Genomic DNA, 26301 nt, shown 5'->3' with positions numbered 1-26301 from the left:
GTCCCGCCGATGTCACTCGCCGGCCAACTCGGCGCATCTCCGCGCCGCGGCGAGCCGAAAGCGCCGAGGCGTGCCCGACTTCGCGGAGATCATCATGGCGATCGCCTCAGACGGCAGTCGCTCCGCGAACGCCACGGCCCCATCGTGGTCCAGTGGCGCCTGATCCCACATGTTGTGGCAGATCGTGGTGTCGGAAGGCGCGGCCGACGCGCCGAGGACCTCGTCGACGTACACGCCGTAAAGGATGAACTCGGATATGTGCAGTTGAGAGTTGAAGGCGTCTATCCAGTCCTGGCCGGTCGTCTCCTGGATGCGCCGCTGCATGGCGCGGACGATCCGCGGATCCCAGAAGTTCAGCGGGCTCACGTAGTCGCGCAGCGGCGGCGCCGGGGCGGAAGGCAGTCCGAGCAGTCTCCTGGCGACATGATGCCATCGCACGTGCCGCTCCATCTCGGCGGTGACCGCGTCCTCCTCGCGATAGAGCCGCATCCGCCCATCCGTCATGAATCTCTCCGCGGTCGTCGGCCGGACCAGCACAACGTCGGAGTCGGCCAGCAGGACGACGTCGGCGGCGATCTCCCCTGCCGCCGCGATCTTCAGGGTCTGCTGCATCACCCAACCTCGGACGGGTGGCCAGGGGCGGCGGAGGTTCATCCACAGACCGGTCCGCGGCAGGTGCGCGTAGCGTCGCGGCAGGATCTCCGGATACGTCCACACGTGGCAGCGCGCACCGCCGTACTGGGCGAACAGGGCTCTGTCCGCCGGCGGGACGATGACGTGGTGCACCGTGTCGTGCGGGGTGTGCGTGAGGACGGACCTGTGCAACTCGGCGAAGAGATCCGCGTCCGGTGCGTAACTGGGTGTGATGACGGCAAGCTCGCTCATGGCTGGTCGGCTCCCGGTCGTTGTGCCCCGATCGATAACGGTGAGCGCCATGGTAACGAGACCGCTCATTCCGGTGGTCCGTTTTCACGGGTACGGCGATGCCCGGCCAAGGACCAAACGTGTGAACGGGAGGGGTAACCCATGGACTTCTGGGGGACGGTCGTCGTTCTGTTCCGGCGTTGGTATGTCACGCTGCCCGCGTTCGCGCTGGCCGTGGGTGCCTCCTTCGCGGTTTACGTGTCAATCCCGACAACTTATGTGTCGAACGCCGTTCTCGTGCTGACGATCCCGACGAGCGGTGGGACCCAACCGCACGACCCGGAGCGCCGCGGCGACCTGACCAACCCGCTGCTCAACTTCGACCATGGGCTGAGCATGGCGGCCTCGGTCGTCATCGTGGCGCTCGGCACACCCGAGGTATCGGGCGAGCTGGGGGTGACACCGGGCGGTGACCCCGCTTACCAGGTCACCAACGGGAACGGCAACCTGGAGGCGCTGACCCAGTCGCCGTTCGTGTTCATCACGGGCGAGAGCACTTCGCCGGAGAGCGCACGCCGCATCGTCGGCCGGGTGATGGTGAAGGCCAGGCAGGTACTGGACGATCGGCAGCGGAGCCTCGACACCCCACCGGCCACGTTCATCTCGATGAGTGAAGCCGTACCGCCGACGACCCCGCTGCCGCAGTACGGCCGTCGGCTGCGCGCGGCGGTCACGGCGGCGGCACTCGGGTGCGTGGCGAGCCTGGTGACCGCCTTCGCCGCCGAGAGCATCGCCCAGTCCTCGCGGGCACGGAAGGCCGCCCGGGTAGAGGTCGGCGACGGGGCTCCGACGTGGTGACCGCGCTCGCCGTCGAGCCGGTCGACGGTCCGGACGTGCTTGGCCGTGGGCGGGCTGATGGCGCGACCCTCGCCGTTCTGTTCGTTATGGCGCTGCTTCTCATACCGGCGCGTCTGGTCATCAAGGGGTTGCCGCTGTCCCTGACGCCCGCCAGCCTCTTCAGCCTTCTGGCGGGCATGTGCTGGATGTGCGCGACATTCACGACCACGCTGGGCGCGGCCAAAGGCCGCACTCCCGCGCGGACGGCGTTGTTCGTCTACACGACGGCGACGCTCGCCACGTACGGTGTCGCCAGTTACGGTTTCCTACCGGCGGATGAGTTGAGGCTCGCCGACCACGCTCTGGTCCTGATCATCGCCAACGTCGGAATCGCGCTCGCGGTGTGCGACGGCGTCCGGGGAGCCGACCGTCTGGACTTCGTGCTCAAGGCGGTCGTGGTCTGCGGCGCCGTGATCGCCGTCATCGCGGTATTCCAGTTCGCCGTGGGCCTCGACCTCACCCGTTATCTCGAACTGCCCGGGCTCCGCTATTCCACGGAGGGGAGCATGGTCGAGATTCGTGATTCCTTGCGCCGGGTGGCGGCGACGGCCACCCACCCCATCGAGTTCGGCGTGCTGTCCTCGATGCTGCTGCCGCTCGCCGCCCATTACGGTTTTCAGGCGCGGGAGCGTGCCGAGCCCACTGTGCGCTGGTGGGTGTGCACCGGTTTGATCGGCGCCGGCCTGATGTTCTCCGTCTCCAGGTCGGCTGTTCTCGGTGCGGGGGTGGTGGCGGCCGTCCTGCTTTCCGGCTGGCCCGGCCGCCGCAGGGCCAGGGCGCTGAGCGTCGCCGCCGTTTTCCTCGTGCTGATGAAGGTGCTGGTTCCGGGCCTGCTCGGCACGTTCTATGGCCTGTTCGCCAACTTCGGTACGGATAACAGCGTTCTGTACCGCACCAATGACTACTCGATCGCCATCGCTGAGATCGCCAGGCATCCCTGGCTCGGCCGCGGCATCGGCACCTGGTACGCGCCGAAATATATAGTGTTCGACAATCAGTACATTCTGACTGTCGTGGAAACCGGCGTGATCGGTGTCACGGTCTTCGCCGCGGTCTTCCTGGCCGGTGCCTACTCGGCGCTCCGTGCCCGTTACCTGAGCGGAAACCCGGGCCGGCGCGATCTCGGCCTCACACTGGCGGCGTGCCTGCTCGTTCCCCTGGTGGGTTCGGCGACCTTCGATCTGCTGGCGTTCCCGATGGTGACCGGTGTGTCGTTCCTTCTCATCGGGGCGGCGGGGTCCCTGTTGCGGACCAGCCGGGAGGAGGCTGGGACGGTGAGTGGCCGTAACCTGCTGGAGACACCCGATCGGCACGGTTCGGAGACGCCGGGCCGACCCGGCGAAGCAGGGTGAGGATCGGCAAAGCACTCCGACGACGACCGCGCGCCGTGCGACCACGCGCGAACATGCCTCATCCATCGGTCACGGGACGTCGTTGTTCGACACGTCGCGAGGGTTCGGGTCGAGGGCGGTTTCCAGCCGGGTACGCAGTTGCCGCCAGGACTGCGCCGCCAGGTCGCGACGGCTGATCGCGGTTACCGGGAGAGGCCACTGGATCGCCAGGTCGGGGTCGTCATACCGGACGGAGATGTCCTCGGCGGGATCGTGCTCCCTGTCGATGCGGTAGCAGACGTCGGCCTCGGTCAGCGCCTGATAGCCGTGCAGCAGGCCGGGAGGAACGTACAGGTGGGTGAAGTTCTCGTCGTCGAGCACCACCGACATCTGCTCACCATATGTGCTGGAGCCGGGCCGGGCGTCCACGAGCACGTCGAGGATCGCACCCCGGGCACAGCGGACGAGCTTGGCCTCCCCCCGCCCGGCTCGTCCGTGTAGGGCACGGATGCCACCCCGGATCGTACGGGACTGACTGTCCTGGATGAATGACGCGGGATCCAGGCCATGGGCGGTGGCGACCGAAACATCAAAGGTTCGTGTGAAAAATCCTCGTTCGTCCCGATGTGGTGTCGATATGAACATTAGGACGCCATCGAGTGCTCCGATTTCAACGTGCATGTATTTATCATCACAGATGTCCGGAAAATCCTCCAGGAGAATGCGTGTAACGAGAGAGATATCGTCCGCGATCCATTGGATGGTGCGGGCCGGCGGACCCACCGAATAAAGGTCGATCGGTATTCGACATTGGGGGTGGACATATTCCGGTGGACCGCTACCTGCGTAGTTCCGGATGGACGGCGAGTTCGGCGATCCCGCGGATACGTATTGGATCCGTCGACGTAATGGCGATCAGTGAGTCCGGGGTGGCGGAGCACATCGCGGAGGCCTGGCGAAGGAACCTCGGGGGCTCGATCGTCACGGCCAACATCGATATCGTCCGCGCTGCGACAAGGGACCCGGCGCTCACTTCGCTCGTCGCCTCGGCCGAACTCGTCGTCGCGGACGGAGCGCCGGTGGTGTGGGCGGCACGCCTGTCGGGTCACCCGGTCCCGGGCCGGGTGACCGGCGCTTCCCTAGTCTTCAGCCTCAGCGGACTGGCCGCACGCGAAGGACGCTCGATCTTCCTCCTCGGCGGAGATCCAGGTGTTCCGGAGACCGCCGGCCGACTGCTTTCGAAGCGCTACCCATCATTACGAGTGGCCGGGGTCTATGCCCCGCCGCACGGCTTCGACGCCACCCCCGAAGGCATGCGGGAAACCGCGGATCGCGTGGTCGCCACCACGCCCGACCTCGTGTTCGTCGGACTCGGCTTCCCGAAGCAGGAACGCACCATCGCCGCACTCCAGGCCCGGTTGCCGCGCGCCTGGTATCTCGGCTGTGGTGCGGGCATCCCGATGGCCGCCCAGCAGTTTCGCCGGGCCCCTGAGCGGCTGCAGCGGATCGGAGGCGAGTGGCTGTACCGGCTCTGGCTGGAGCCACGCCGTCTCGCGGGCCGCTACCTGAAAGATGATCTCCCATTCGCGATCAAGCTGCTCTCCGGCGCCGCCTGGAAGCGGCTGTGGGTCAACCGTCAGCCCTGACCATGGAGAACAGCTGTCATATGCCCCTTTCAACTCGTCCGCCACTTGCCGTGGTGATCGTCACATACGCGTCCGGACAGATCATTGAGGACTGCCTGCGTTCCCTCGGCCCGGCGCTTGAGGACGCCGGCCCGGCGCGAATCGTCGTAGTGGACAACGCCTCGCCGGATGACACCGTCGACCGCGTACGGAAATGGGGGGCGGGAGTCGAGCTGATCGAGATGGGACGCAACGGAGGTTTCGCGGCGGGGATCAACGCTGGCGTGGCGGCAGCACCCGGCTGCGACGTGCTGGTGCTCAACGCCGATATCAGGATGCGCCCGGGATCGGTGGCCAGGCTGCGGGAGGTCCTCGAGGCGGCCGGGGCGGGGATAGCGGTGCCCCGGCTGGTCGGCTCGGATGGCAGGCTGCATCTCTCCCTGCGTAGACGGCCGACCGTGATGCGAGCACTGGGCGAGGCGGTGCTCGGCGGCTCCCGGGCCGGCCGGTACGCACTGCTCGGTGAGGTTCTGACCGACCCCGCCGCCTACCGGTCGCCGCGTACCGTCGACTGGGCGACCGGTGCGGCCTGGCTGGTCTCGCAGGCATGCCTGGACGCGCTGGGGCCTATGGACGACCGTTACTTCCTTTACTCCGAGGAGACCGAGTACATGCTGCGCGCGGGTGAGCGGGGCTTCGCCGTCCGCTACGAGCCGTCCGCGACCGCGGTCCATCTCGGTGGCGAGCAGTCCACATCCCCCGTGCTGTCGGCATTGGCGGCGACGAATCGTGTCCGGCTGCACCGCGAGCGGCACGGCAGAAGCGCGGCGGGCCTCTTCCGACTCGCCGCCATCCTGAACGAACTGATCCGCGGTGTGGCCCGCGGCGGCGCGAGCGGACGGTTGCATCGGGCCGGTCTGCGGGCGCTGCTCACGATGGGTGAGTGGCCGGCCCGGCCGGATGGGCCGGACCGGCGGCCCCCATCCGGGTACGTGTGCTTCTCCGCCCAAGACTGGTGGTACCACAACAGAGCGCACTCCGACTTCCAGCTCATGCGCGGGATAGCCGCGCGCAGACCCGTGCTGGTCGTCAACGGCATCGGCATGCGGATGCCGTTGCCGGGCAGGTCCACCCATGCGCTGAGGCGGGTGGTGCGCAAGCTCCGAAGCGTGGCGAAGTTCGTCCGGCGGCCGCTGCCGGGCTTCTATGTGATGTCACCCCTGCCGCTGCCGTTGTACGGCTCACGCTTCGGCAGATGGGCAGGCGCGACGCTTGTGCGGACCCAGGTCCGTGCTGTGTGCTGGGCGCTCGGTCTGCGCGAGCCAGCGATCATGGCGACTCTGCCGACGGCGTGGGATGTGGTGCGCCCGTTACGCCGGCATACTCTGGTGTACAACCGCTCGGATCGGCACTCCGCATTTCCCGAGGCGGACCAGACCGCGATCGAGGCCATGGAGAAGGCGCTGCTGGAGAACGCCGACCATGTGATCTACGTCAGCGGTGCCCTGATGGCCGAGGAACGCGCGCTGACAGGCGAACGCGCTCGCTTTCTCGATCACGGGGTGGACCTGGAGCACTTCCGGCCTGTGCCCGTCGAGAGACAGCCCGCCGACCTGCGTGCGATTCCGGGTCCCCGAGTGGGCTTCTTCGGGGCGCTGGACGATTTCGTGGTGGACTTCGACCTGCTGGAGCGGGTCGCCAAGGAGCTTTCCGATGTGTCTCTCGTGCTGATCGGAGACGCCACCGGGTCTATGGACCGGCTCGTCCGCTATCCGAACGTGTACTGGTTGGGGTTCCGCCCCTATGAGCAGATCCCCGCGTACGGGTCCGGCTTCGACGTCGCGATCATGCCATGGCTGGACAACGCGTGGATCAGGTATGCCAATCCGATCAAGCTGAAGGAATACCTCGCCCTGGGCTTGCCTGTCGTGAGCACCGACTACGCGGAGTTGGCGGGGTACGTCGACCGGGTGCGGGTGGCCGTGAGCGGTAAACCCTTCGTCGACGCCGTTCGCACGGTACTGTCCGAGGGCGGCCCGATGAGCCCGGGAGCGCTGCGCGCCTCCGTGTCCGGCGCGGACTGGTCGGCGCGCGCCGCCGAGCTCATGACGCTGGTCGAGATGCGCAGAAACTGACACGTCCATGGATTCACGTGGAGACGAGCCGCGGCGACGGGAGCGGTATGGCTTCGAGACGGGGGAAACGGCGTCTGTCGGTGATCGCGGTCGTGCTCTTGGCGGCCTCGGCCGCGTGGTGCACCGCGAGCGCGACCCTCAACCACCGGTTGGACGAACTGCGGCTTCCCCGGATCGCCTGGGAGGGGGGACCCGCGTACTACGAGAAGTTCAGGGTGGCCAAGGACGCCGGATGGGGGAAGTCGTCCTTCTTCCCGATCGGTGTCTGGTTTGAGTCCGTAGGAACGGACGAGGACGTGGTCACGGACAAGGCCGCGGGCATCAACACCTATGTCGAACTGACCGAAAACAGCGACATGAACCTGGTTCGGGCGCATGGCCTGTACGCGCTGACCAGCAAGCCGCTGAAGGGCGTGGGCTCCGAGAGCGTCGGATGGCTCATCACCGACGAGGCCGACATGTGGGGCGGGCCTGGCGACGGTGTCTGGACAGGCCGGTTTCCTGGCGAAGGGGAGATATGTGATCCGCAGGATGCCCGCTGCGGTTACACGGCGATGCGTACGCTGAAGGACAGACTGCCCAAGGGTGACGGCCGGTTCTTCTATGCCAATTACGGCAAGGGCGTACAAGTCTGGGCGACGACGCAGGAGGCGGCCAAATTCGTCAACTCCTACACCGACGTCGCCTCGGCGGACATGTATTGGTACACGGACATCGGCATCTGCTCGGAGTCGCAGCATTTCCTCAAGTGGAAGCCCACGGAGTGTCCGCTCGCCGCGGACTACGGTTATGTCGTCGACAGGATGCGCCAACTGGACGCACTGGACGGGCGACGGCAGCCGATCTACGCCTTCGTCGAGCTCGGCTGGCCGGGAACGAACGGGAAGCGGCTGATCGAGCCCCAGGAGGCGGCCGGCGCGGTGATGAACTCACTGATCCATGAGGCACGGGGGATCGTCTACTTCAACCACAGTTTCGGGGGGCCCTGCCCGACACAGCACCTGCTGAGAGAAGACTGCTACGCCGAGATGAGGAGCGCGGTCACCGAGGTCAACCGGCGAATCGCCCAACTGGCCCCGGTGCTGAACACCCAGTCGTACCGCCACACCTTCGCGCCCGGCCTGGACACCATGCTGAAACTCCACAACGGTTCCTGCTACGTGTTCTCCATGGTCAAGCGGGGGGCGGCCACCGGCAGGCACACCCTGGCGCTTCCCCCGGAACTCGCTTCCGCCAAGGAGGTCGAGGTGCTCTTCGAGAACCGCAAGCTTCCCGTGCGAAACGGGCGGGTCACCGATGCATTTGACGCGGAATCCACCTACCACATCTACAAGATCACCCCCTGACGCCCGTCGGCGGAGGGCATCGGGAGCGCTTCCGTAAGCCTTGTCCGGCGGGCGTCACGTGTTCCCCTCGTACGCGAGCGCCACGTCCTCGGGCATCCGCTCCAGGTCACGGACGCGCAGGAAGTCACGGAGCGTGGTGCCGGTGCACGCGCAGTCGACGTTGGGCGCCTCACGCCTGGCGACCACGTCGTCCAGATGAACGGTGCGGAAGTCGATGCTGAACCGGGTCTTCCCCGAGGTGTTCGGCACCGAGGAGTGGAGTTGGTTGCCGGAGAAGATCATGACGCCGCCCCGCTCGGGGACGAGCGTGACCCGGGGTTCCAGCTCGACCGGCTCTTCCGGTTTGGGCTGCTCCCTGGTGTCCTTGCCGATGTGTTGGGCGGCGTTGAACCGGCTGGTGCGATTCCACTCGTAGTAGTCGTAGCGATGTGAGCCGTTCTTCACCGGGGTGTCCCAGTAACGCGGGTGGAAGGTCATCACGTTCTCCGGCACCACGTCGAAGATGGGGATCCACCAGTTGACCTGGCACAGCGGTGCCGAGTACCACGTGTCGCGGTGCGGATGGAAGGCGTAGGCGATGCCGGTGGTGAGGTAGTCGTCCGACGTGGACGAACGCATCCGGGGGACGTCGAAATACGTTTTGTCGGGATTGCAGCCAAAAGAAACCAGTAGTGCCTGAAGTAGTTCCTTTGACGTGGGATGGTGAATAAACCTGGGTTTGAGATCGGCCAAGATGGCGGCGAACTTCTCGACGGGCATCTCGTACTGCGCGGTCTCCGGGTCCAACCCGTCGAAGGCCTCGACGATCAGACCCCGGGCGAACTCGATCAGGGCGAGGGATTCCGGAACGGCCGAATAGAGGAACACCTGACCGCCGTAAAGGCGCGTCCGGCGTTCCGTGTCATCGAAGCGAGGATTCGAGAAGGTGACGGTCACACTACAGTTATCGCTCGTTCCCTTTCTTTGTTACCTTTTCCCGTCTGCCTCCCGGGCGTACCAGGAGAAAGTTCGCTTCAGGCCCTCCTCAAGGCCGACGGCGGGACGCCAGCCCCCCAACGCCTTCGCCACGGGCTCGAGGTCGGCGGTCTGGGCGATGTCATGCGGGCGGTCGGGGACCGCGCCGAATTCGGGTGCCCGCGTGCGCCCGGCGAGGTGGAAGAGCAGTTCCACCGTCTCCCTGACGGAGACCCGGGTTCCCGTGCCGATGTCGAAGATCTGGCCGACCGCCCCATCGCTCCGGGCCGCCGTCACGAACGCGTCGACCACGTCGTCGACATACACCCAGTCGACCAGCTTCGCCCCGCTGGTGAGCCGAGGCTCCTCGCCGCGCAGCAGCGCGAGCGTCACGTACGGCACCAGCTTCGTCGTGTCCTGCTGGCCGGGGCCGTACACCATGGTGGGCCGCAGGATCGTGATCGGCACATTCCACAGCCGCTGGAACAGCTGGGCGTAGCCGGTCGCCGCCCACTTGGCCATCGCGTAGGGCGAGGGTGGCGGCGAGTGGCCGTTGGCCAGTCGCGGCTCCTCGCTCGACCCGCACAGCAGCAGTCGGACGTCCGGCCGGGCGATCGCCGCACCGAGCACGTTGACCGTGCTGATCAGGTTGTGCTCCAGTGTCGGCAGCACAACGCGGGGGTCCCGGGCTCCGTTCACCTCGCTGGCCAGGTGGAACACCACATCCGGACGCGCGACCCCGAAGATCTCCAGGGTAGCGTCAGCGCTGCGTAGATCTGCGCGGTGCCAGATCTCTCCGAACTCCGCCCGCTCGGGGGGCCGACGGCTCACCGCGTGGATCTCGGCGCCGAGCGAGGCGAGCTGTCGCATCAGGTGGAAGCCGATGAAACCGGTCGCGCCCGTCACCAGCGTCCGCGTTCCCGCCCAGACTTCTTCCCGCCCGGCGGTGCTCACGGCAGCGCACCCCCTCCTCCCCTGCGTGATCTTGTAGTTTCTCGCAGAGGTCCGCTTCGACCTGCCCGAACTCATCTCGTGATCTTGCGGAAATGCGAGTCTATGCGCATGTCGCCGCCCCCTCGCGAGTTCTCGCAAGATCGCGAGGGGGCGGTCGGTTAGTTGATCTGCCAGGTGTCGCCGGAGTGGAGCAGGCCGGCGAGGCTGCCGGGACCCTTGGCGGCGATGGCGGTGTCGACCTGCTCGTTGAGGAGCTGGTCGTAGGCGGGACGGTCGACCGAGCGGAAGATCCCGATCGGCACGTGCTCGAACGCCGGGTCGTCCAGCCGCGACAGTGCGAACGCCACCGACGGGTCGGGGTTGTGCGCGTCGTGGATCAGGATCTCGCTGTCGGCGATGTCGGCTCGGCGTACGACCTCGACCCCGCCGGTCGGCGACAGCCGTACCGCCTTCTCGTTGTCACCGGTGCCGAAGACGATCGGCTGCCCGTGCTCGAGCTTGACGGTGATGTCGTCGCGGGTGGCGGGGTCCTTCAGCGCTTCGAAGGCGTTGTCGTTGAAGATGTTGCAGTTCTGGTAGATCTCCACCAGCGAGGCGCCCCGGTGGGCGGTCGCCTCCCGCAGCACGCCCTGCAGGTGCTTGCGGTCCGAATCGATGGTCCGGGCCACGAAGGAGGCCTCGGACCCCAGCGCCAGGGAGATCGGGTTGAACGGCTTGTCCAGCGATCCCATCGGGGTCGACTTTGTGATCTTCCCGACCTCGCTGGTCGGAGAGTACTGCCCCTTGGTCAGCCCGTAGATCCGGTTGTTGAACAGCAGGATGTTGAGGTTGACGTTGCGGCGCAGCGCGTGGATCAGGTGGTTGCCGCCGATCGACAGCGAGTCGCCGTCCCCGGTGATCACCCACACCGACAGGTCCGGCCGGGAGGCCGCCAACCCGGTCGCGATGGCCGGAGCGCGGCCGTGGATGGAGTGGATGCCGTAGGTGTTCAGGTAGTACGGGAAACGTGAGGAGCAGCCGATCCCGGAGACGAACACGATGTTCTCGCGCTTGAGTCCGAGCTCGGGCAGGAACGACTGCACCGCCGCCAGGATGGCGTAGTCGCCGCAGCCGGGGCACCAGCGGACCTCCTGGTCGGACTTGAAGTCCTTCAGCGTCTGCTTGGCCTCACTGCGGGGCACCAGGGCCAGGCCCTTGCCGTTCAGGCCCCCGTTGCCGTTGTGGATTTCAGTCACTTTCGATCACGTCCCCGATGACGTCGCTGATCACGCCGGCGAGCTCTTCGGCCTTGAACGGAAGCCCGCGCACCCGGTTGTAGCTGATCACATCGACCAGGAACCGGGCCCGCAGCAGCATGGCGAGCTGACCGAGGTTGATCTCCGGCAGCAGCACCTTGTCGTAGGCGCGCAGAACCTCGCCGGTGTTGGCCGGCAGCGGGTTCAGATGCCGCAGATGGGCCTGGGCGACCTTGTGCCCGGCCGCGCGGGCCCGCCGTACTCCTGCCGCGATCGAGCCGTACGTCGAGCCCCAGCCGAGCACGAGCACGCGGGCGTCCCCGTCGGGGTCGTCCACGGCAAGGTCGGGCACGTCGATCCCGTCGATCTTGGCCTGACGCAGGTGGACCATCCGATCGTGGTTGTCCGGATCGTAGGAGATGTTCCCCGACCCGTCGGCCTTCTCGATGCCGCCGATCCGGTGCTCCAACCCGGCGGTCCCGGGCACCGCCCACGGACGCGCCAACGTGTCCGGGTCGCGCTGGAACGGCAGATAGGTCGTGCCGTCCTCGCCGTTCGGCTCGGTCGCGAACTCCACCGAGATGTCGGGCAGTTCGTCGACCTCGGGGATGCGCCAGGGCTCGGACCCGTTGGCCAGGTACCCGTCCGACAGCAGCATCACCGGCGTGCGGTACTTCAGCGCGATCCGCGCCGCCTCGACCGCCATGTGGAAGCAGTCCGCCGGGGTGGCCGGGGCCAGCACCGGCACCGGCGACTCACCGTTGCGGCCGAACATCGCCATCAGCAGGTCGGTCTGCTCGGTCTTGGTCGGCATCCCCGTGCTCGGGCCGGCCCGCTGCACGTCCACGATGACCAGCGGCAGCTCGGTCGCCACCGCAAGGCCGACGGTCTCGGCCTTCAGCGCCACTCCCGGGCCGGAGGTGGTGGTCACGCCCAGCGACCCGCCGAACGACGCCCCAAGGGCGGCGCCGACCCCGGCGATCTCGTCCTCGGCCTGGAAGGTCCGTACGCCGAACCGCTTGTGCCTGGACAGCTCGTGCAGGATGTCGGAGGCCGGAGTGATCGGATACGAGCCGAGGAACAGCGGCAGCTTCGCCTGCACCGACGCCGCGACCAGCCCGTAGGCCAACGCCAGGTTGCCGGAGATGTTCCGGTACACGCCCGCCTTGAGCCGGGCCGGCTTGACCTCGTACGACACCGAGAACGACTCGGTGGTCTCGCCGTAGTTCCACCCCGCCTGGAACGCCGCGATGTTCGCCTTGGCGATCTCGGGCTTCTTGGCGAACTTCGCCTCCAGGAACGCGAGCGTCCCCTCGGTCGGCCGGTTGTACAGCCACGACAGCAACCCGAGCGCGAACATGTTCTTGGCCCGCTCGGCGTCCTTCTTGGACACGTCGAAGCCTTCGAGCGCCTTGACCGTCAGCGAGGTCAGCGGCACCGCGTGCAGACGCCACTCGGCCAGCGAGTCGTCCTCCAGCGGGTTGCCGTCGTACCCCACCTTGGTCAGATTGCGCTTGGTGAACTCATCGGTGTTGGCGATGATGTCCGCCCCGCGCGGCAGGTCCGACAGGTTGGCCTTCAACGCCGCCGGGTTCATCGCGACCAGGACGTTCGGCGCGTCCCCGGGGGTCAGGATGTCGTGGTCGGCGAAGTGGAGTTGGAAGCTCGACACCCCGGGCAGCGTGCCCGCGGGAGCCCGGATCTCCGCCGGGAAGTTGGGAAGCGTCGACAGGTCGTTGCCGAACTGAGCCGTCTCCGCTGTGAACCGATCACCTGTGAGCTGCATCCCGTCGCCGGAGTCACCCGCGAACCGGATGATCACGCGGTCGAGTTGCTGAACCTGCTTGGTCACAGCTCCTCAATCCTCCTCGACACGCCCGGGCCGCCCTGCCCGGCACGCGTTCCTATATCCATGCTAGATCCATCGGGGCCACGCCTTGTTTTCCATCGTGCGAACATTGACGTGCGTACTATCGGGGCTTGCCGCTCAGGGGGGAGGCGGGTTCGGATCCCGCATCTGACGCCCTGTTTGTGGCTGGACCGAGGTCGGCGGCCATATCAAGCTCGCGGGCCGTCCGGGCGACACAGCCCCGCCGCGAGCCGGCACAGGTCGACGTGCAAGCGAGCGAAGAGCGTCTTCCGGGTCACGATCCTCAACTATATGCGGGAGGCCGACCTCGGTCCCTCATTGCCCACTCTTTGGGATCGCCGCTTCCGGTGAGTGTCGGGGCTGTTCCGGTGAGTGATCGACTCGTAGAGGAGTGGCCACTCCATGACGGGCCGAGCCGTACGGACCGTTGATCCGGCGCGCTCCCACCGAGTCAACCGCAAGCCGTGTTCCCACAGTTTGTGGTGCAGGTCGAGGCCGGTCCCTAGTCTTGGATGATGCGAGATCAGAAGATTCTGTCCAGCTTCGAACGATCTGAGGTGCTGCAACGCCGTCTGCACGAACGGGTTCCGGGAGGGGCGCATACCTATGCCCGCGGCTCCGATCAATACCCGGAGGGCATGACTCCGGTGCTGGTGCGCGGCCAGGGGGCGAAGGTCTGGGACGCGGACGGCAACTGTTTCGTCGAGTACAACATGGGCCTGCGCTCCGTCACGCTCGGCCACGCCTATCGGCCGGTCCTGGACGCGGTCCGTGCCGTTCTCGACGATGGGCTGAGCTTCACCCGGCCGACAGAGTTGGAGCTGGCGGCGGCGGAGGATTTCCTGGGCCTGGTGCCGGGCGCGGACATGGTGAAGTTCTGCAAGAACGGATCAGACAGCACTTCTGCTGCCATCCGGTTGGCCCGGGCGGCGACCGGCCGGGATCTCGTCGCGGTCTGCGAGCAGCCCTTCTTCTCGATCCACGACTGGTTCGTCGGAGCTCTCGAGATGAACGCCGGGGTGCCCATGGCGGTGCGGGAGCTCACCGTCCGTTTCCGTTACAACGACCTCGAGTCGCTGCGCGAGCAGTTCGGGGCGCACGAGGGGCGGATCGCCTGCGTGATCCTCGAGGCGGCCACCGCGACCGCCGAACCGGCCCCTGGTTTCCTTGAAGGTGTCCGTGAGTTGTGCGACCGGCACGGCGCAGTCCTGATCTTCGATGAGATGATCACTGGGCTCCGCTGGTCCGCCGGCGGGGCCCAGGCCCTCTATGGCGTGCGACCCGATCTGTCGTGCTGGGGCAAGGCCATCGGCAACGGCTTCCCGATCTCGGCGTTGGCCGGGCGCAGAGAGCTCATGGAGTTGGGCGGCCTGCGTACGGACCAGCCAAGGGTGTTCCTGCTGTCCACCACGCACGGCCCGGAGAGCGTGTCTCTGGCGGCGCTGCGTGCGGTCGTGCGGGCCTACACGGAAGGCGACCCGATCGGCACGATGGAACAGCGCGGCCGGGCGCTCGCAGAGGGCGTCAACGCGGCGGCCGGGGAACTGGGCGTGAACGACCACGTCGCGGCCATCGGCAGGCCGTCCTGCCTGCTGTTCACGACGAAGGACGCCGACGGCTCGCCCTCCCAACCCTTCCGAACCCTCTTCATGCAGGAACTGCTCAGGCACGGCGTGCTCGGCCAGAACTTCGTCGTGTCCGCGGCGCACACCCCTGACGACATTCAGCGCACCCTGATGGCGACGCGGGAGGCCATGACGGTCTATCGCAAGGCTCTCGAAGAAGGCAGCGTGGACCGCTTTCTGGAGGGCCGTCCGGTGGCTCCCACGCTGCGGCGTTACGCGGCCCCACGCCGCATCTCCTGACTGGATCCCGGCGACTACCATCGGTCTGTGGGCGAGTATTTCGGGTCATATGCCGTGGTCGCGGTCCTACTCCTCATCGGCGTGGCGATCTTCGCTGGGGGACTGCTGGCCAATCGCGCCCTCCGGCCGCACCGGCCGACGCCGGAGAAACTGCTCACCTACGAATGCGGGATCGATCCCGTCGGCGAGGGATGGGCGCAGTCGCAGATCCGCTACTACGTCTTCACCTATCTCTACGTGGTCTTCGCGGTCGACGCGGTCTTCCTCTTCCCCTGGGCCACGATCTTCGCCGCGCCCGGGTACGGCATGGCCACCCTCGTGGAGATGTTCGTCTTCCTGGGCTTCATCGCCCTCGGCATCCTGTACGCCTGGCGGAAGCGGGTGCTCACCTGGACCTGACGGTCCGTACCGGGCACGGCCATTCGCCGGGAGGCCCGCCGGAAGAGCAGAATGAGGATATGGCGGTGAGCGACCTTCCGACGCCGACTGTCGGGCCCGGATCCCGGCTGGCGCCCAAGCCCATGAAATTCGTGCTGAACTGGGGGCGCCGCTATTCGCTGTGGGTGTTCAACTTCGGCCTGGCCTGCTGCGCCATCGAGTTCATCGCGACGTCGATGAGCAGGCATGACTTCATCCGGTTCGGGGTGATCCCGTTCGCGAACGGCCCCAGGCAGGCCGATCTCATGATCGTGTCCGGGACGGTGACCGACAAGATGGCCCCGGCGGTCAAGCGGCTCTACGAGCAGATGCCCGATCCCAAGTACGTCATCTCGTTCGGGGCCTGCTCCAACACCGGCGGGCCGTACTGGGACTCCTACTGCGTGACCAAGGGCGTCGACCAGATCATCCCGGTCGACGTGTACGTCCCCGGCTGCCCGCCCCGGCCCGAGGCGCTGCTCCAGGGCATCATGAAGCTCCAGGAGAAGATCGCCGACGAGACGCTGAGCGACCGGTACCTGCCGGGCGGGCAATCGTGAGCGCCACGCCCGCTTTTACGGCTGCGGTCCGGGAGCGTTACGGCTCGGGCACGCGCGTGCAGCTCTCCGACTCGTTCGGCGAGCTCGTGGTGGACGTGGCGCCGGACGACTGGGTCGAGATGCTGTCCTTCGCCGGGGCTCAGGGCTTCGGGTTCTTCGACTGGTTGACGGGCGTGGACGACCCGCCGGACGGCTTCCACGTCGTGGCGCACGTCTTCGACCCGGTCGCGATGGCGCACCTGCTGGTCAGAACACGGGTGCCGCGCGCCGATCCCCGCCTGCCGACCGCGACCGGCGTCTTCCGCGGAGCCGACTGGCACGAGCGGGAGACGTTCGAGATGTTCGGCGTGGTCTTCGACGGCCACCCCGATCTGCGGCCGCTGCTGCTGCCCGACGGGTTCGAGGGGCATCCGCTGCGCAAGGACTTCGTGCTCGCCGCCCGGGTCGCCAAGGCCTGGCCGGGGGCCAAGGAGCCGGGCGAGTCCGGTCATGGGTCACCCAGCCGCCGCAAGATGCTGCCGCCTGGCGTCCCCGCCGACTGGGCCGGCGGCAGCGGGAGAGCCGTACGCGAGCCCGCGCGAGGGGAGGAGCAGGCGGGCGGTGGCTGACCTGCTCGGCATCGCGGTACGGCTGGCCGTCATCGTGGCGGCGTTCCTGCTGCTACCGCTGATCGTCGGGCAGATGGAGCACAAGGCCATGGCCCACATGCAGTCCCGGCTCGGGCCGATGTACGCCGGGGGTTTCCACGGGTGGGCGCAGCTCATCGCGGATGGGGTCAAGTTCGCCCAGAAGGAGGACGTGATCCCGGCCGCCGCCGACCGACGGGTGTTCGCCATCGCGCCGGCCGTGGCGCTCGTGCCGTACCTCGTGGTGATGGTCGTGATCCCGGTCGGCCCCGGGCTGGTGGGGGTGGACCTCGACGCCGGGCTGTTCTTCGCGCTGGCCGTGATGAGCATCGGCGTGCTCGGCGTGATCATGGCGGGGTGGGCGTCGGCCAACAAGTACAGCGTGCTGGGCGGCATCCGGGCGGCGGCCCAGCTCATGTCGTACGAGCTGCCGCTCGTGCTCGCGGCCTCCAGCGTGGCGATGGCCGCCGGCACGCTGTCGCTGCAGGGGATCGTCGAGCAGTGGCGGTGGTGGTGGCTGCCCTGGCAGGCCATCGGTGCGGTGGTCTTCTTCGTCGCCGGGCTGGCGGAGCTGCGCAGGCCGCCGTTCGACATGCCGATCGCCGAGTCGGAGATCATCATGGGCCCGATGACCGAGTACACGGGCCTGCGGTTCGCCTTGTTCATGCTCGCGGAGTACGCCGGGATCGTGGTGCTGTCGGCGCTGACCACCGTCCTCTTCCTCGGCGGCTGGCACGGTCCGCTGCTTCCGGGGCCCGTCTGGACGCTCGTCAAGGTCTTCGCCCTGGTGTTCGTGGTGATCTGGCTCCGGGTGAGCTATCCCCGGCTGCGGGAGGACCAGTTGCAGAAACTCGCCTGGATCGGCCTCGTCCCCCTTGCCCTCCTCCAACTCGCCCTCACCGGCGCCACCAAGGTCCTCATGACCTGACCGAACGCCCATCCCACCGACGGCAGACGTCCTACGGTGGCTGGTGGGAACTCTGGCGTGGGCACTGCGAAACGATGCCGCGGCGGTTTTTGGGAGGAGTGGATAGAGATGGCTGGGGATGATGACACCGTCGCGAAGTCCATCCCGGTCGAGCGGCGCCGCCGCTGGGTGCCCGCCACGGAAATCGTCGGCGAACTGCTGCTACCGGTCATGACCAGGCAGGCCCTCGCCGAGGAGTTGCGGGGCATGCTCGACGACACCACAGACGATCTCCCGTGGTGAGGCTTGTTATTGCCGATGGCTCACGAGCAGGGCCCGAGTGACTGCCGCTGCAGACGTACGGCAGTAGGTGCCCGCCTACGCGGAGTCAGTTGCCGAATCCGCCGCCTCCGGATCGTTGCTCTCAACCCCGTCCTCCTCGCCCCCATCGCCCTGAGGACTGACGAAGCTTCCGAGGGCGGGAACTGTGTAGAGCAGGCCTTCTTCGCGGAGTTGGCGAATGGACTTGCGGACCGTGTCCCGAGCTACACCGAACTCCTGCACGAGGCGGATCTCTGAGACGAGATATTTGGTCGGATACGTTCCGTCTTTGATGCGTGTGCGGAGGATGTCGGCGATCTGCTGCCAACGTGGTCTGTCCGGCTCGAACTCCATCACGCCCAGAACAGTAGCGAACCGGTGCCAGGCACCCATCTTCGCATATATCGGCCCACGTGAGCTCCTGTGAGTGCATGGGGGTAGACAGGGGTAGCTCGGCTCTGTAGATTGTGAGCATGACGAGTTCCCTCGACGCGCAACTCGATGAGGTTCGTGCGACATTCCCGGCGTGGGCGATGTTCCGTAGCGACGAAGGGGCGTACTACGCCACACGACGTGGTGTGATTTTGAGCGGCGAGCAGCTCAAGATGGGCATGCACAGGACAGTGGCCGCCGAGGACCTGCCAACCCTGGTCGAACTCCTCCATGAGCAGGCGAAGCTCAATTGACCTCATTCAGCGGGCTGCTCACAAGTCTCCGGCGGTCATCAAAGTGGGCACCTCCATGCGCTCCCAGCCTTCTCGGCTTGATCGGTCCAGGCGAGCAGGGACTGTCCTCTGTATTTGGCATTCTCGTGAGTGCTGTACCAGTCAGTAAACGCAGCATTGGGTATAAGTCTTCGACCGTCCAGCCATTCTACTCCCCTCAATTCGTCTTCAGGGATGGCGTGGTTATCCACAAGGCATTGAACCGCTTTTATTATGGCTGTCTTGTGCAGGGATATCGGATCCGGGGACTCTGTATGGCGAGGATTATTGTTGCAGGCGGTTGTGCTGAGCAGGGTCATCAGCGTGATCGCGATCGAAAGTCTGGCCGCCCGTTCAGAGCTACCTGTCAACGCTGTATCTCCATGGCATGCTCGGCATCTCTGACCCACTCCTCCAGACGACGATCGCCGTATTTAACCCTTTCGTGGGTGCTGAACCAGTCCGTGAATTCGGCATTGGGGATGATTGCTCCATCCTTGTACCACGACGTATTCGGGGGGAGGTTGACGGCGCCGGCACTCACAAGGCCCTGGATGACGGGAATCTTCACATGCAGTAGGCGGTCTCGGAACTCATCCTCGTTAAGCTTGAGGGTCCTGACGGTATGGTCGGTGTCGATGGTCTCGGCGAACATGGGCTGTGCTACGGCGACGAAAACTTGGGAGATCGTCCCCTTGGCCAGTGGATTGCTGAAACTGAGCGCGCCGTAGCCTCCAGATATGATGGACAAGAAGGTCTGAAAGCGCTGCGCCTTTTGGTCGGCTTTCTGTGCGTTATCGTAAGCGAAGTCCTTCTCGATTCGCGCCAGGAGGCCATTGAGGCTGCTCATGTCGGCCAAGTAGTTCGAAAGGGGGTCGCGTATCGATGCTGCGACGCTGGCGCTGATTCGGGCATTCATCTTCCCTTGGAAGATGCCGAGATCCTTGGGATCATGTAGCGCCTGTTTAAAATAGGCGGCCAAGTCGTTGCCGTCGACGTAGGCGACCCATGGGCCGTTCGGGTCGCGGCCGCGCAGGCGGGCTTCGTAGCCTGCCCCGTTCAAAGACGTGGCGAAGTCGGGGAGGTAGCGGTCGGCGATGTAGATGAAGGAGTTGCGGATTTCCTTGGGAAGGGTGGCCTGAGGGTGAGCCTTGGCGAACTCAGAATTTGCCTGAACGATGTGGACGACGGACCAGGCGGATTCCTTGGCGTCGTCGGAGGCGCCTCGAGTGGCGGAAGCTGCCGCCTCGAGGAACCTGGCGACGTGAGACGAGGTGTCTATCTTTCCAGGTGGCGTAAGGTAGTCCGGATCCGATTCTCTACTTTTCGAGTCCAGATACTTACTGAGATAGAGGCTGTGATCGTAGCCTGGCGTGTGCCAGGAGTCGTTCACCAGCATTCGGGCATAGGTGAGGCCGGTGGCGGGATCGCCCAGCACGTGTCGAGCCGCCCTACCGTTTTCGGCCGCCCGGTCGAGAACCGCTCCCATCGCGTCGAACTCCGCCAGGAGACGTTGACGACGAGACGCGTCAATATCGGTCTCGGGATCCTTACCAGGCGGTGGCCAGCCCGCCTTGCCGGCGGCGCGGGCGTCGAGCATGGAACGGGTGACCTCGGCGAGGAAGCGGGAGTCCCAGGATTTGCCGTCGGGGCCGTACTTGAAGAGCATGCCGACCGACCAGGGGTCGGAACTCTTGGTGATCGCGGCCCTGGCCTGCGGGGACAGCAGTGGACGGCTGTCCTTGCCCGTGCCGACGCGCATCTGGCCGGCCGCAGCCAGCGACGAGCCGAGCGCCCGCAGGATGCTCGTGCTCTCCACGCTGAACAGCGTGGCTCCCGTTCGGTTGTAGAGCGCCCGGGCGGCCTGGAGGGCCAGCGGACCGGCCTGCGCCCAGAACGCGGCGAGGTAGGGCTTGTCGTGGAGATGCTGGGTGAGGTGCTCCCGCACTCCCGACAGGCTCACCCGGACCGCCTCCGGGTCCTTGCCGGCGAGGGCGTCCTTCATCGCCTGGACGTCCTGCTCGGCCTGATAGCCGCTCTCACCCGTGGTGGCCCAGTCGAGTTGCACGTACGGCGAACGCGGGCCGATGAAGCCGGGTTTGTCCGCCGGGGAGGGCCGACGGCCGGAGAACAGCAGTTCCGACAGCGTCGCGGGGTCCCACCCGCTCTCGTTCGCCAGGCCGTACGCCTTGGTGGTGCGGGCGTCCATGTCCCGGGTGTCGTTCAGCGCCGAGTCGATCAGGCGCGGCAACGGGGCGAAGCTGACGTCGCTGCCCCACTGCTGCATGTTCTGCTGAATTATCGGCCCATTTCGGATCAGCACCTCATGCAGCCGTTGCAGACGCTTGGCCAACTCCGCGAGGTTGACGGGGTTGACGCCGACGAATTCCCCCACTACATCCCCTTCTCGGCACGACGTACCTATAGGGCGGCTCTTCGGCGCGTCGCCTCCTCCAGTCGGGCGACCAGGTGCGGCTGCTCGCTCAACACGGCGTGCAGCAGCGCGGTGAGCTGGGATTTTCGAGCGTTCCAGTCGGCCGCCCAACGATCGGCGGCAGGTCCCTTCCAGGTGGCGTCGCCGAACACCCCCGGTACGGCGCCGAGCGCGTCGAGGACCTCGTGTACGGCGGCGGCCGCGGCGGCCATGTCCGTTCGACACTGCACGACCTCGGGTGACGGCACCGGTTCCTCCAGCGAGACGGCTGACGCTTTGTCAAGCGTAGGGAAGCGTCGGAGGATCAGCCAGGGATATGCGCCCCGGTAATGGTGATTACCCGATTACTAGGGGAGATATATGGTGTATTCGGCGAGTTCGGGGGTCAGATTGGGCGGCAGGGACGCCGCGGCGGAGAGGTCTTCGGCTGAGACGAAGGAGCCGACCGTTTCGCGGACCTTCACCACCTGCTCGGCCAGGGCGGGAGTCATCCCGGGCAGGTCGGCGATCACCCGCGCCGGGACGTGATTGACGTCGACGAGCCCACCGTCGTCGTACTGTCGGGGCAGGTCGGGCCGTCCGATCCGCAGTTCGCGTGCCATCGAGGGGTCGCGCTCGGCGAGTTCCCTCGCCTGCTCCCGTAGGGCGCGCCGGTGCTGGGCGTACGCGACCGCCTGGTCGTTCGCACTCGCCCCGGACGCCCCGAACACCTGGCGTCTGATGATGAAGGAGTGCACCGTCGCGCCGGCCCAACTGCCGAGGAAGCCGGCGAACATGAGGAGGCCGGGCCCGGCCGGGATGTCCTCCGATGATTCGTAGGAGTCGACGATGACGATCCACAGCGCGATGGCCATCGCATAGGCGGCGGAGGCCAGTCCAAGCCAGGCACTACGGCGCTTCACCGCTGCGAACAACATCGTGAACGGGGAGCCGAAACCGCAGGTGAGCAGGGGTGTCAGCGCCCAGAGGACGCTTCCGACGCCGGGACCGCCCTGCGGCTGGGGCTGTGGTGCCTGTGGCGGCGAAGGAGGAATGAACGGCTGCTGCTGTGGAGGAGGGGAGAACGGCTGCTGCTGCGGGGGCATCGGTCGCGGCGGCCGCTGTCGCAACGGCTGCGGAGGCGGCACCGGATAGGCCTGGTAGGGATTCGGAGAGCCGTTCTGCTGCCCGGATGGGTATGGTCGCTGCCCCCTATAGGGCTCGTAGGGCCCTTGTCCTCCAACACCGGTCATGTGCCGACCCTACGTATTTGCCGCGAACTTTGCTGGATCCATCCAGCAACATTATGAACAACCTGTGGACAACCATGCGACAGGCTGTGGACATGTGGAGACCAGGGGGCGCGCATTCACCTCGGGCCGATAGTGCGCCATGATGTTCCATGTGGCGCGCATACCAGGAGAAGGGCTGGCCAAGGGCCTCGCCGTGACCCTCCGGCACATGCTGCGCAAATCGGAGACGCAGCAGTACCCGGAGGTCCATCCCGATCTTCCTCCTCGCAGCCGGGGCGTGATCGCCCTGGTCGAGGAGAACTGCACCGTGTGCATGCTCTGTGCCCGAGAGTGTCCCGACTGGTGCATCTATATCGACTCGCACAAGGAGACGCTTCCCGCGCCGGAGGGCGGGCGCCCCCGTGCGCGCAACGTCCTCGACCGGTTCGCGATCGATTTCTCGCTGTGCATGTACTGCGGGATCTGCGTCGAGGTCTGCCCCTTCGACGCGTTGTTCTGGTCTCCGGAGTTCGAATACGCCGAGTACGACATTCGCGACCTCATCCACGAGAAGGACCGGTTGGGCGAATGGGCCCAGACCGTTCCTCCTCCACCGCCGCACGAGGTGGGCGCCGGGCCGCCCAAGGAGATCGCCGCGGCATCCCGTCCCGCCACCCGTACGGCACCGCCGGGCCGTACGGCGGAGGCGGAGAAGGGAGGAACGGCGGCCGGGGCGCGGACGGAGTCCGCCGATGAGGCGGCGACAGCCGTACCGTCGGGCACGGCCGAGGCCTCCCCCGGCCCGAGCGCTTCGGTGCGCCGGGAGCCGCCGAGGGCGATGCGCGACATCCGCTCCATCCGACCGCCGGGAGCGCTGCCGAAGGCTCCCAAGAACCCGAAGCCGGACCCACAAGATCCACAAGACTCACAAAACTCACAGGAACCGTCGACGAGGAAGAAGGACGGGCCTAAGGAGGAGTCGTGACATCCCAGGCGCAGCCGGGGTTCTGGCCGCCGTCCGGGCCCGAGATCGTCTTCCTGCTGCTCGGGGTGGTGGCGCTCGGCTCCGCCCTGCTGGTCGTCACGACGCGGCAACTCGTCCACGCCGCGCTCTGGCTGGTCGTCTGCTTCGGTGCGCTGGCCGGGGGATACCTCGTGCTGACCGCCGAGTTCGTCGCCTGGGTGCAGGTGCTGATCTATGTGGGCGCGATCGTCGTGCTGCTGCTGTTCGGCATCATGCTGACCCGCGCGCCGATCGGACGGTCGGCCGACCTCGACTCGGGCAACCGCTGGGCGGCCGCGGTGGTGGGAGCCGCGACCGCCGGCGTGCTCGTGAGCGCCGTGGTGTCCGGATTCCACGCGGCCTACACGCCACTCGAACCGGGTCGGGGAACGGCAGGGACTCTCGGGTCGAGCCTGTTCCGCACCTGGGTGCTGCCGTTCGAGGCCCTGTCCGTACTGCTGCTCGCCGCCCTGGTCGGCGCCATCGTCCTGTCCCGCACCGACATCGGGGCGCGCGAGTGAGACCGGTCCACCGCGAGTCGGCCACGAGCCCGCCGTACGGCCCGGGGCGGTGAACCCGGGTGCACATCGTCTATCCGGTCGTCGTGTCCGCGCTGCTGTTCTCGATCGGTGTGTACGGTGTGCTGGCCCGGCGCAACGCCATCCTCGTGCTGATGTCGGTTGAGTTGATGCTCAACGCGGTCAACCTCAACCTGGTCGCGTTCGACGTGTGGCTGCGGGACCGGCTGCATTCCGGGCAGGTGCTCACGCTGTTCGTCATCGTGATCGCCGCCGCCGAGGTGGGGTTGGGGCTGGCGATCGTGCTGGCCGTGTTCCGGACCAGGCGGACGGTCGACGTGGACCGTCTGCGGGCCCTGTCGGAATACGCCGCCGAATACGCCGCCGAGACCGGGAGCGGAGGCGGAGACAGAGACGGAAACGGGGGCGGAAACGGGGGCGGGGAGGCTGCGACGTGATCGCGATCGTGGCCCTGATCATCCTGTTGCCGTTCGCCGCGGCCGTCGCGGGCCTGCTGGGCTCCCGCGTCGGGTGGCGATGGAGTGCGGGCCGTGTCGGCGGCGGGAGCCGTACGGAACCTCGCGACCTGGCGGCCGGCCGCCGGGCGGCATGGTTCGCGGTCACCGCCGCGGCCGTGTCGACGGCGCTCACGTTGTGGCTCACCCTGCGGCAGGCCCTCGACCTGCCACGAAGCGTCGCCCCTCTCCGGCCCGGAGGGTCCGGGTTCTGGGGTTCCTTCCTGCCGGGCCGGGTGGAGGGCACACTGACGCTGGTCGAGACGGGATCGGTCCCGATCTCCGTGTCACTGCGCGGTGACGGATTGTCAGTGCTGACCGGCATCCTTGTGGTCGTGGTGGCGCTGGCCGTGCAGGTCTACTCGGTGGGGTACATGCGGGGTGATCCCCGCTATCCGTCGTACAGCGCGTTCATCAGCCTGTTCACCGCCGCGATGCTGCTCGTGGTCTACGCGGGCGACCTGATCGTCCTCTACGTCGGCTGGGAGATCATGGGCCTGTGCTCGTACCTGCTCATCGGGCACTGGTGGGAGGACCGGGCGAGCTCGCGGGCCGCCGTCAAGGCGTTCCTGGTCACCCGGCTGGGTGACGTCGGGTTCCTGTTCGGGATCTTCACGCTGGGCATGGCGGCGGGGAGTTTCCAGATCGACGACGTGCTGTCGGCCGACATACCGACCGGCACGCTGATCGTCGCGACGCTGCTGCTGCTCATGGGGGTCGCGGGCAAGAGCGCACAGGTGCCGCTGCAGACCTGGCTGCCGGACGCGATGGCCGGTCCGACCCCGATCAGCGCGCTGATCCACGCCGCCACCATGGTCGCGGCGGGCATCTTCGTCGTCGCCCGGCTCTATCCGCTGTTCCTCGGGGCGCGGCCCACGCTCGACGTGCTGGCCGTGATCGCCGCGATCGGCATGCTCGGGGCGGCGCTCGCGGCCCTGGCGCAGGACGACCTCAAGCGTGTGCTCGCGTACTCCACGATCAGCCAACTCGCCTACATGGCCGGGGCGCTCGCCGCCGGGGTCGGCGTCGCGGCGCACGGGGATGCCGGCGGCGTGGGCAGGGTCGGCGGCGACCAGGCGGCGATCTTTCATCTGCTGTCGCACGGCGCGTTCAAGGCGCTGCTGTTCCTGTGCGCGGGCGCGGTCATCCACCACGCGGGATCGAACCTGATGAGTCGCATGGGCGGGCTGCGCACGGTGCTTCCCGTCACGTTCTGGACGATGACGATCGGTTTCGCCGCGCTGATCGGGCTTCCCCCGGCCAGCGGCTTCTTCAGCAAGGACGCGGTGATCTCGGTCATCGAGCATTCGAACGGCGCCGCTCAGCCGTTCCTGTACGGCTCGGCGCTGCTGACCGTCGGCGTCACCGGCGCCTACGCCGCCCGTGCCTGGCTGCGCACCTTCTTCGGGCCGATCGGCGTCCGACCGCCGCCGGTGCCCCGGTCGTTGTCCCGGTCGTTGCCCCGGTCGTTGCCTCGGTCGATGGTCTGGCCGATCGTCGTGCTGGCCGTGCCCGCCCTGCTGTTCGGATTCGCCTGGCTGTGGCTCACGTGGCAGGGCGGCGTGGGCTCGGGAGTCGGCTGGGGCGTCGACTGGGGATCGGCGGCGGTGAGCCTCGTCGTGGCGCTGCTCGGCGCCGGCATCGTCTACGCCCTGTGGCGCAGCGACCCTGCGCAGGATCCCGCCAGGCTGCTCGGCCCGTTCCGGGTGCCGTGCGAGCGGGCGTTCTATGTCGACTCCGCGTACGCGGCGCTGGTCGCCCGCCCGATCCTGCGGCTGGCCCGGGGGGTCGTGCGTGCCGACGCACAGGTGATCGACGGTGCGGTCCGCGGCTCGGGCCGGGCCACGATGGGCCTGTCCGGCCTGGTCCGGCTCGCCCAGAACGGCAACGCCCAGCTCTACGTCACCGGTCTGGTGGCCGGGCTGCTGCTGATCGCGGTGATGGCGGCGGTGATCCTGACATGACACGCAGGACCGACCACGGCGCGATCAGGGGGATGGGGGAGGGCG

The 26301-nt window shown here is 67.1% G+C and carries 26 protein-coding genes; 16 read left to right on the top strand and 10 right to left on the bottom strand.

All coding sequences use genetic code 11. The features are described from left to right. Window positions 1–12: 12 nt before the first annotated feature. Entirely contained in the window at window positions 13–885 is an 873-nt protein-coding gene (locus Mth01_RS06510; protein ID WP_204013009.1) for a DUF6492 family protein, read from the bottom strand. Between the two features lie 141 nt (window positions 886–1026). On the opposite strand from Mth01_RS06510, the gene Mth01_RS06505 reads away from it, so the two are divergent. Both Mth01_RS06505 and Mth01_RS06500 read left to right on the top strand, forming a co-directional pair. Next, window positions 1027–1722 carry a YveK family protein gene (locus tag Mth01_RS06505; protein WP_204013006.1) on the top strand — a complete coding sequence of 232 codons (696 nt, stop codon included), beginning with the start codon at window positions 1027–1029 and terminating at the stop codon, window positions 1720–1722. After that, window positions 1716–3113 (top strand): O-antigen ligase family protein, encoded by a 1398-nt coding sequence (locus tag Mth01_RS06500; RefSeq protein WP_239089416.1) that lies wholly within the window; start codon window positions 1716–1718, stop codon window positions 3111–3113. Before Mth01_RS06505 ends, Mth01_RS06500 begins: the two co-directional genes overlap by 7 nt. 69 nt (window positions 3114–3182) lie before the next feature. Here the strand turns inward: Mth01_RS06500 and Mth01_RS06495 are convergent, their stop codons facing one another. Further along, window positions 3183–3773, bottom strand: a complete 591-nt coding sequence (locus tag Mth01_RS06495; RefSeq protein WP_204013003.1) for a dTDP-4-dehydrorhamnose 3,5-epimerase family protein — start codon at window positions 3771–3773, stop codon at window positions 3183–3185. A 227-nt stretch (window positions 3774–4000) separates the two neighbouring features. Between Mth01_RS06495 and Mth01_RS06490 the strand changes: the two genes are divergently transcribed. From Mth01_RS06490 to Mth01_RS06480, 3 genes are read left to right on the top strand one after another with little or no spacing between them, the layout of a single operon-like run. After that, the gene (locus Mth01_RS06490) at window positions 4001–4738 is read left to right on the top strand and encodes a WecB/TagA/CpsF family glycosyltransferase (RefSeq protein ID WP_204013000.1); all 738 of its coding nucleotides are present in this window, start codon (window positions 4001–4003) and stop codon (window positions 4736–4738) included. A gap of 2 nt (window positions 4739–4740) precedes the next feature. Beyond that, complete coding sequence (locus Mth01_RS06485) at window positions 4741–6852, top strand: glycosyltransferase (RefSeq protein ID WP_308440772.1); 2112 nt, start codon at window positions 4741–4743, stop codon at window positions 6850–6852. Between the two features lie 47 nt (window positions 6853–6899). Further along, entirely contained in the window at window positions 6900–8198 is a 1299-nt protein-coding gene (locus tag Mth01_RS06480; protein WP_204012994.1) for a hypothetical protein, read from the top strand. A 54-nt stretch (window positions 8199–8252) separates the two neighbouring features. Here Mth01_RS06480 and Mth01_RS06475 read toward each other — a convergent pair whose 3' ends face one another. The 4 genes from Mth01_RS06475 to Mth01_RS06460 form a co-directional block, all read right to left on the bottom strand. Continuing rightward, entirely contained in the window at window positions 8253–9134 is an 882-nt protein-coding gene (locus Mth01_RS06475; protein WP_204012990.1) for a phytanoyl-CoA dioxygenase family protein, read from the bottom strand. A gap of 30 nt (window positions 9135–9164) precedes the next feature. Next, window positions 9165–10106 (bottom strand): NAD-dependent epimerase/dehydratase family protein, encoded by a 942-nt coding sequence (locus Mth01_RS06470; RefSeq protein WP_204012976.1) that lies wholly within the window; start codon window positions 10104–10106, stop codon window positions 9165–9167. Between the two features lie 158 nt (window positions 10107–10264). Next, window positions 10265–11341 (bottom strand): 2-oxoacid:ferredoxin oxidoreductase subunit beta, encoded by a 1077-nt coding sequence (locus tag Mth01_RS06465; RefSeq protein WP_204012962.1) that lies wholly within the window; start codon window positions 11339–11341, stop codon window positions 10265–10267. After that, window positions 11334–13193: a 2-oxoacid:acceptor oxidoreductase subunit alpha gene (locus Mth01_RS06460; protein WP_204012960.1), complete on the bottom strand. Its 1860-nt coding sequence runs from the start codon at window positions 13191–13193 to the stop codon at window positions 11334–11336. Before Mth01_RS06460 ends, Mth01_RS06465 begins: the two co-directional genes overlap by 8 nt. Before the next feature lie 533 nt (window positions 13194–13726). Here Mth01_RS06460 and Mth01_RS06455 point away from each other — a divergent pair. The 6 genes from Mth01_RS06455 (at window position 13727) to Mth01_RS06430 (ending at window position 17889) form a co-directional block, all read left to right on the top strand. Next, complete coding sequence (locus Mth01_RS06455; RefSeq protein WP_204012958.1) at window positions 13727–15076, top strand: glutamate-1-semialdehyde 2,1-aminomutase; 1350 nt, start codon at window positions 13727–13729, stop codon at window positions 15074–15076. Window positions 15077–15103: 27 nt separating this feature from the next. Beyond that, window positions 15104–15475 carry an NADH-quinone oxidoreductase subunit A gene (locus tag Mth01_RS06450; RefSeq protein WP_204012956.1) on the top strand — a complete coding sequence of 124 codons (372 nt, stop codon included), beginning with the start codon at window positions 15104–15106 and terminating at the stop codon, window positions 15473–15475. Window positions 15476–15534: 59 nt separating this feature from the next. After that, window positions 15535–16053: an NADH-quinone oxidoreductase subunit B gene (locus Mth01_RS06445; protein WP_204012944.1), complete on the top strand. Its 519-nt coding sequence runs from the start codon at window positions 15535–15537 to the stop codon at window positions 16051–16053. Next, complete coding sequence (locus tag Mth01_RS06440) at window positions 16050–16661, top strand: NADH-quinone oxidoreductase subunit C (protein ID WP_239089414.1); 612 nt, start codon at window positions 16050–16052, stop codon at window positions 16659–16661. Before Mth01_RS06445 ends, Mth01_RS06440 begins: the two co-directional genes overlap by 4 nt. Next, window positions 16654–17607: an NADH-quinone oxidoreductase subunit NuoH gene (gene nuoH, locus Mth01_RS06435; protein ID WP_204012941.1), complete on the top strand. Its 954-nt coding sequence runs from the start codon at window positions 16654–16656 to the stop codon at window positions 17605–17607. The genes Mth01_RS06440 and nuoH overlap by 8 nt, the downstream gene beginning before the upstream one ends. A 108-nt stretch (window positions 17608–17715) precedes the next feature. Beyond that, on the top strand, window positions 17716–17889 hold the full coding sequence (locus Mth01_RS06430) for a hypothetical protein (protein WP_204012939.1): 174 nt from the start codon (window positions 17716–17718) through the stop codon (window positions 17887–17889). 75 nt (window positions 17890–17964) lie between these two features. Here Mth01_RS06430 and Mth01_RS06425 read toward each other — a convergent pair whose 3' ends face one another. After that, complete coding sequence (locus Mth01_RS06425; protein WP_239089436.1) at window positions 17965–18261, bottom strand: GntR family transcriptional regulator; 297 nt, start codon at window positions 18259–18261, stop codon at window positions 17965–17967. A gap of 119 nt (window positions 18262–18380) precedes the next feature. Between Mth01_RS06425 and Mth01_RS06420 the strand changes: the two genes are divergently transcribed. Then, entirely contained in the window at window positions 18381–18593 is a 213-nt protein-coding gene (locus tag Mth01_RS06420) for a hypothetical protein (protein ID WP_204012935.1), read from the top strand. Window positions 18594–18978: 385 nt separating this feature from the next. Here Mth01_RS06420 and Mth01_RS06415 read toward each other — a convergent pair whose 3' ends face one another. From Mth01_RS06415 to Mth01_RS06405, 3 genes are all read right to left on the bottom strand, one after another. Then, window positions 18979–21006 (bottom strand): hypothetical protein, encoded by a 2028-nt coding sequence (locus Mth01_RS06415; protein WP_204012933.1) that lies wholly within the window; start codon window positions 21004–21006, stop codon window positions 18979–18981. A 26-nt stretch (window positions 21007–21032) separates the two neighbouring features. Further along, complete coding sequence (locus Mth01_RS06410) at window positions 21033–21293, bottom strand: hypothetical protein (protein ID WP_204012931.1); 261 nt, start codon at window positions 21291–21293, stop codon at window positions 21033–21035. Window positions 21294–21392: 99 nt separating this feature from the next. Further along, window positions 21393–22130 (bottom strand): ComEA family DNA-binding protein, encoded by a 738-nt coding sequence (locus tag Mth01_RS06405; protein WP_204012928.1) that lies wholly within the window; start codon window positions 22128–22130, stop codon window positions 21393–21395. A gap of 289 nt (window positions 22131–22419) precedes the next feature. On the opposite strand from Mth01_RS06405, the gene Mth01_RS06400 reads away from it, so the two are divergent. From Mth01_RS06400 to Mth01_RS06385, 4 genes are read left to right on the top strand one after another with little or no spacing between them, the layout of a single operon-like run. Then, window positions 22420–23241, top strand: a complete 822-nt coding sequence (locus Mth01_RS06400; protein ID WP_239089413.1) for a NuoI/complex I 23 kDa subunit family protein — start codon at window positions 22420–22422, stop codon at window positions 23239–23241. Then, window positions 23238–23780: an NADH-quinone oxidoreductase subunit J family protein gene (locus tag Mth01_RS06395; RefSeq protein ID WP_204012925.1), complete on the top strand. Its 543-nt coding sequence runs from the start codon at window positions 23238–23240 to the stop codon at window positions 23778–23780. The genes Mth01_RS06400 and Mth01_RS06395 overlap by 4 nt, the downstream gene beginning before the upstream one ends. Window positions 23781–23839: 59 nt before the next feature. Further along, on the top strand, window positions 23840–24235 hold the full coding sequence (gene nuoK, locus Mth01_RS06390) for an NADH-quinone oxidoreductase subunit NuoK (protein ID WP_204012922.1): 396 nt from the start codon (window positions 23840–23842) through the stop codon (window positions 24233–24235). Continuing rightward, entirely contained in the window at window positions 24232–26256 is a 2025-nt protein-coding gene (locus Mth01_RS06385) for an NADH-quinone oxidoreductase subunit 5 family protein (protein WP_204012919.1), read from the top strand. Before nuoK ends, Mth01_RS06385 begins: the two co-directional genes overlap by 4 nt. The last annotated feature ends 45 nt before the right edge of the window (window positions 26257–26301 follow it).

The organism is Sphaerimonospora thailandensis (genome assembly GCF_016863115.1).
Classification (GTDB): Bacteria; Actinomycetota; Actinomycetes; order Streptosporangiales; family Streptosporangiaceae; genus Sphaerimonospora; species Sphaerimonospora cavernae.
The sequence above is the reverse complement of the archived record's forward strand: the minus strand, read 5'-3'. Positions and strand labels throughout refer to the sequence as shown.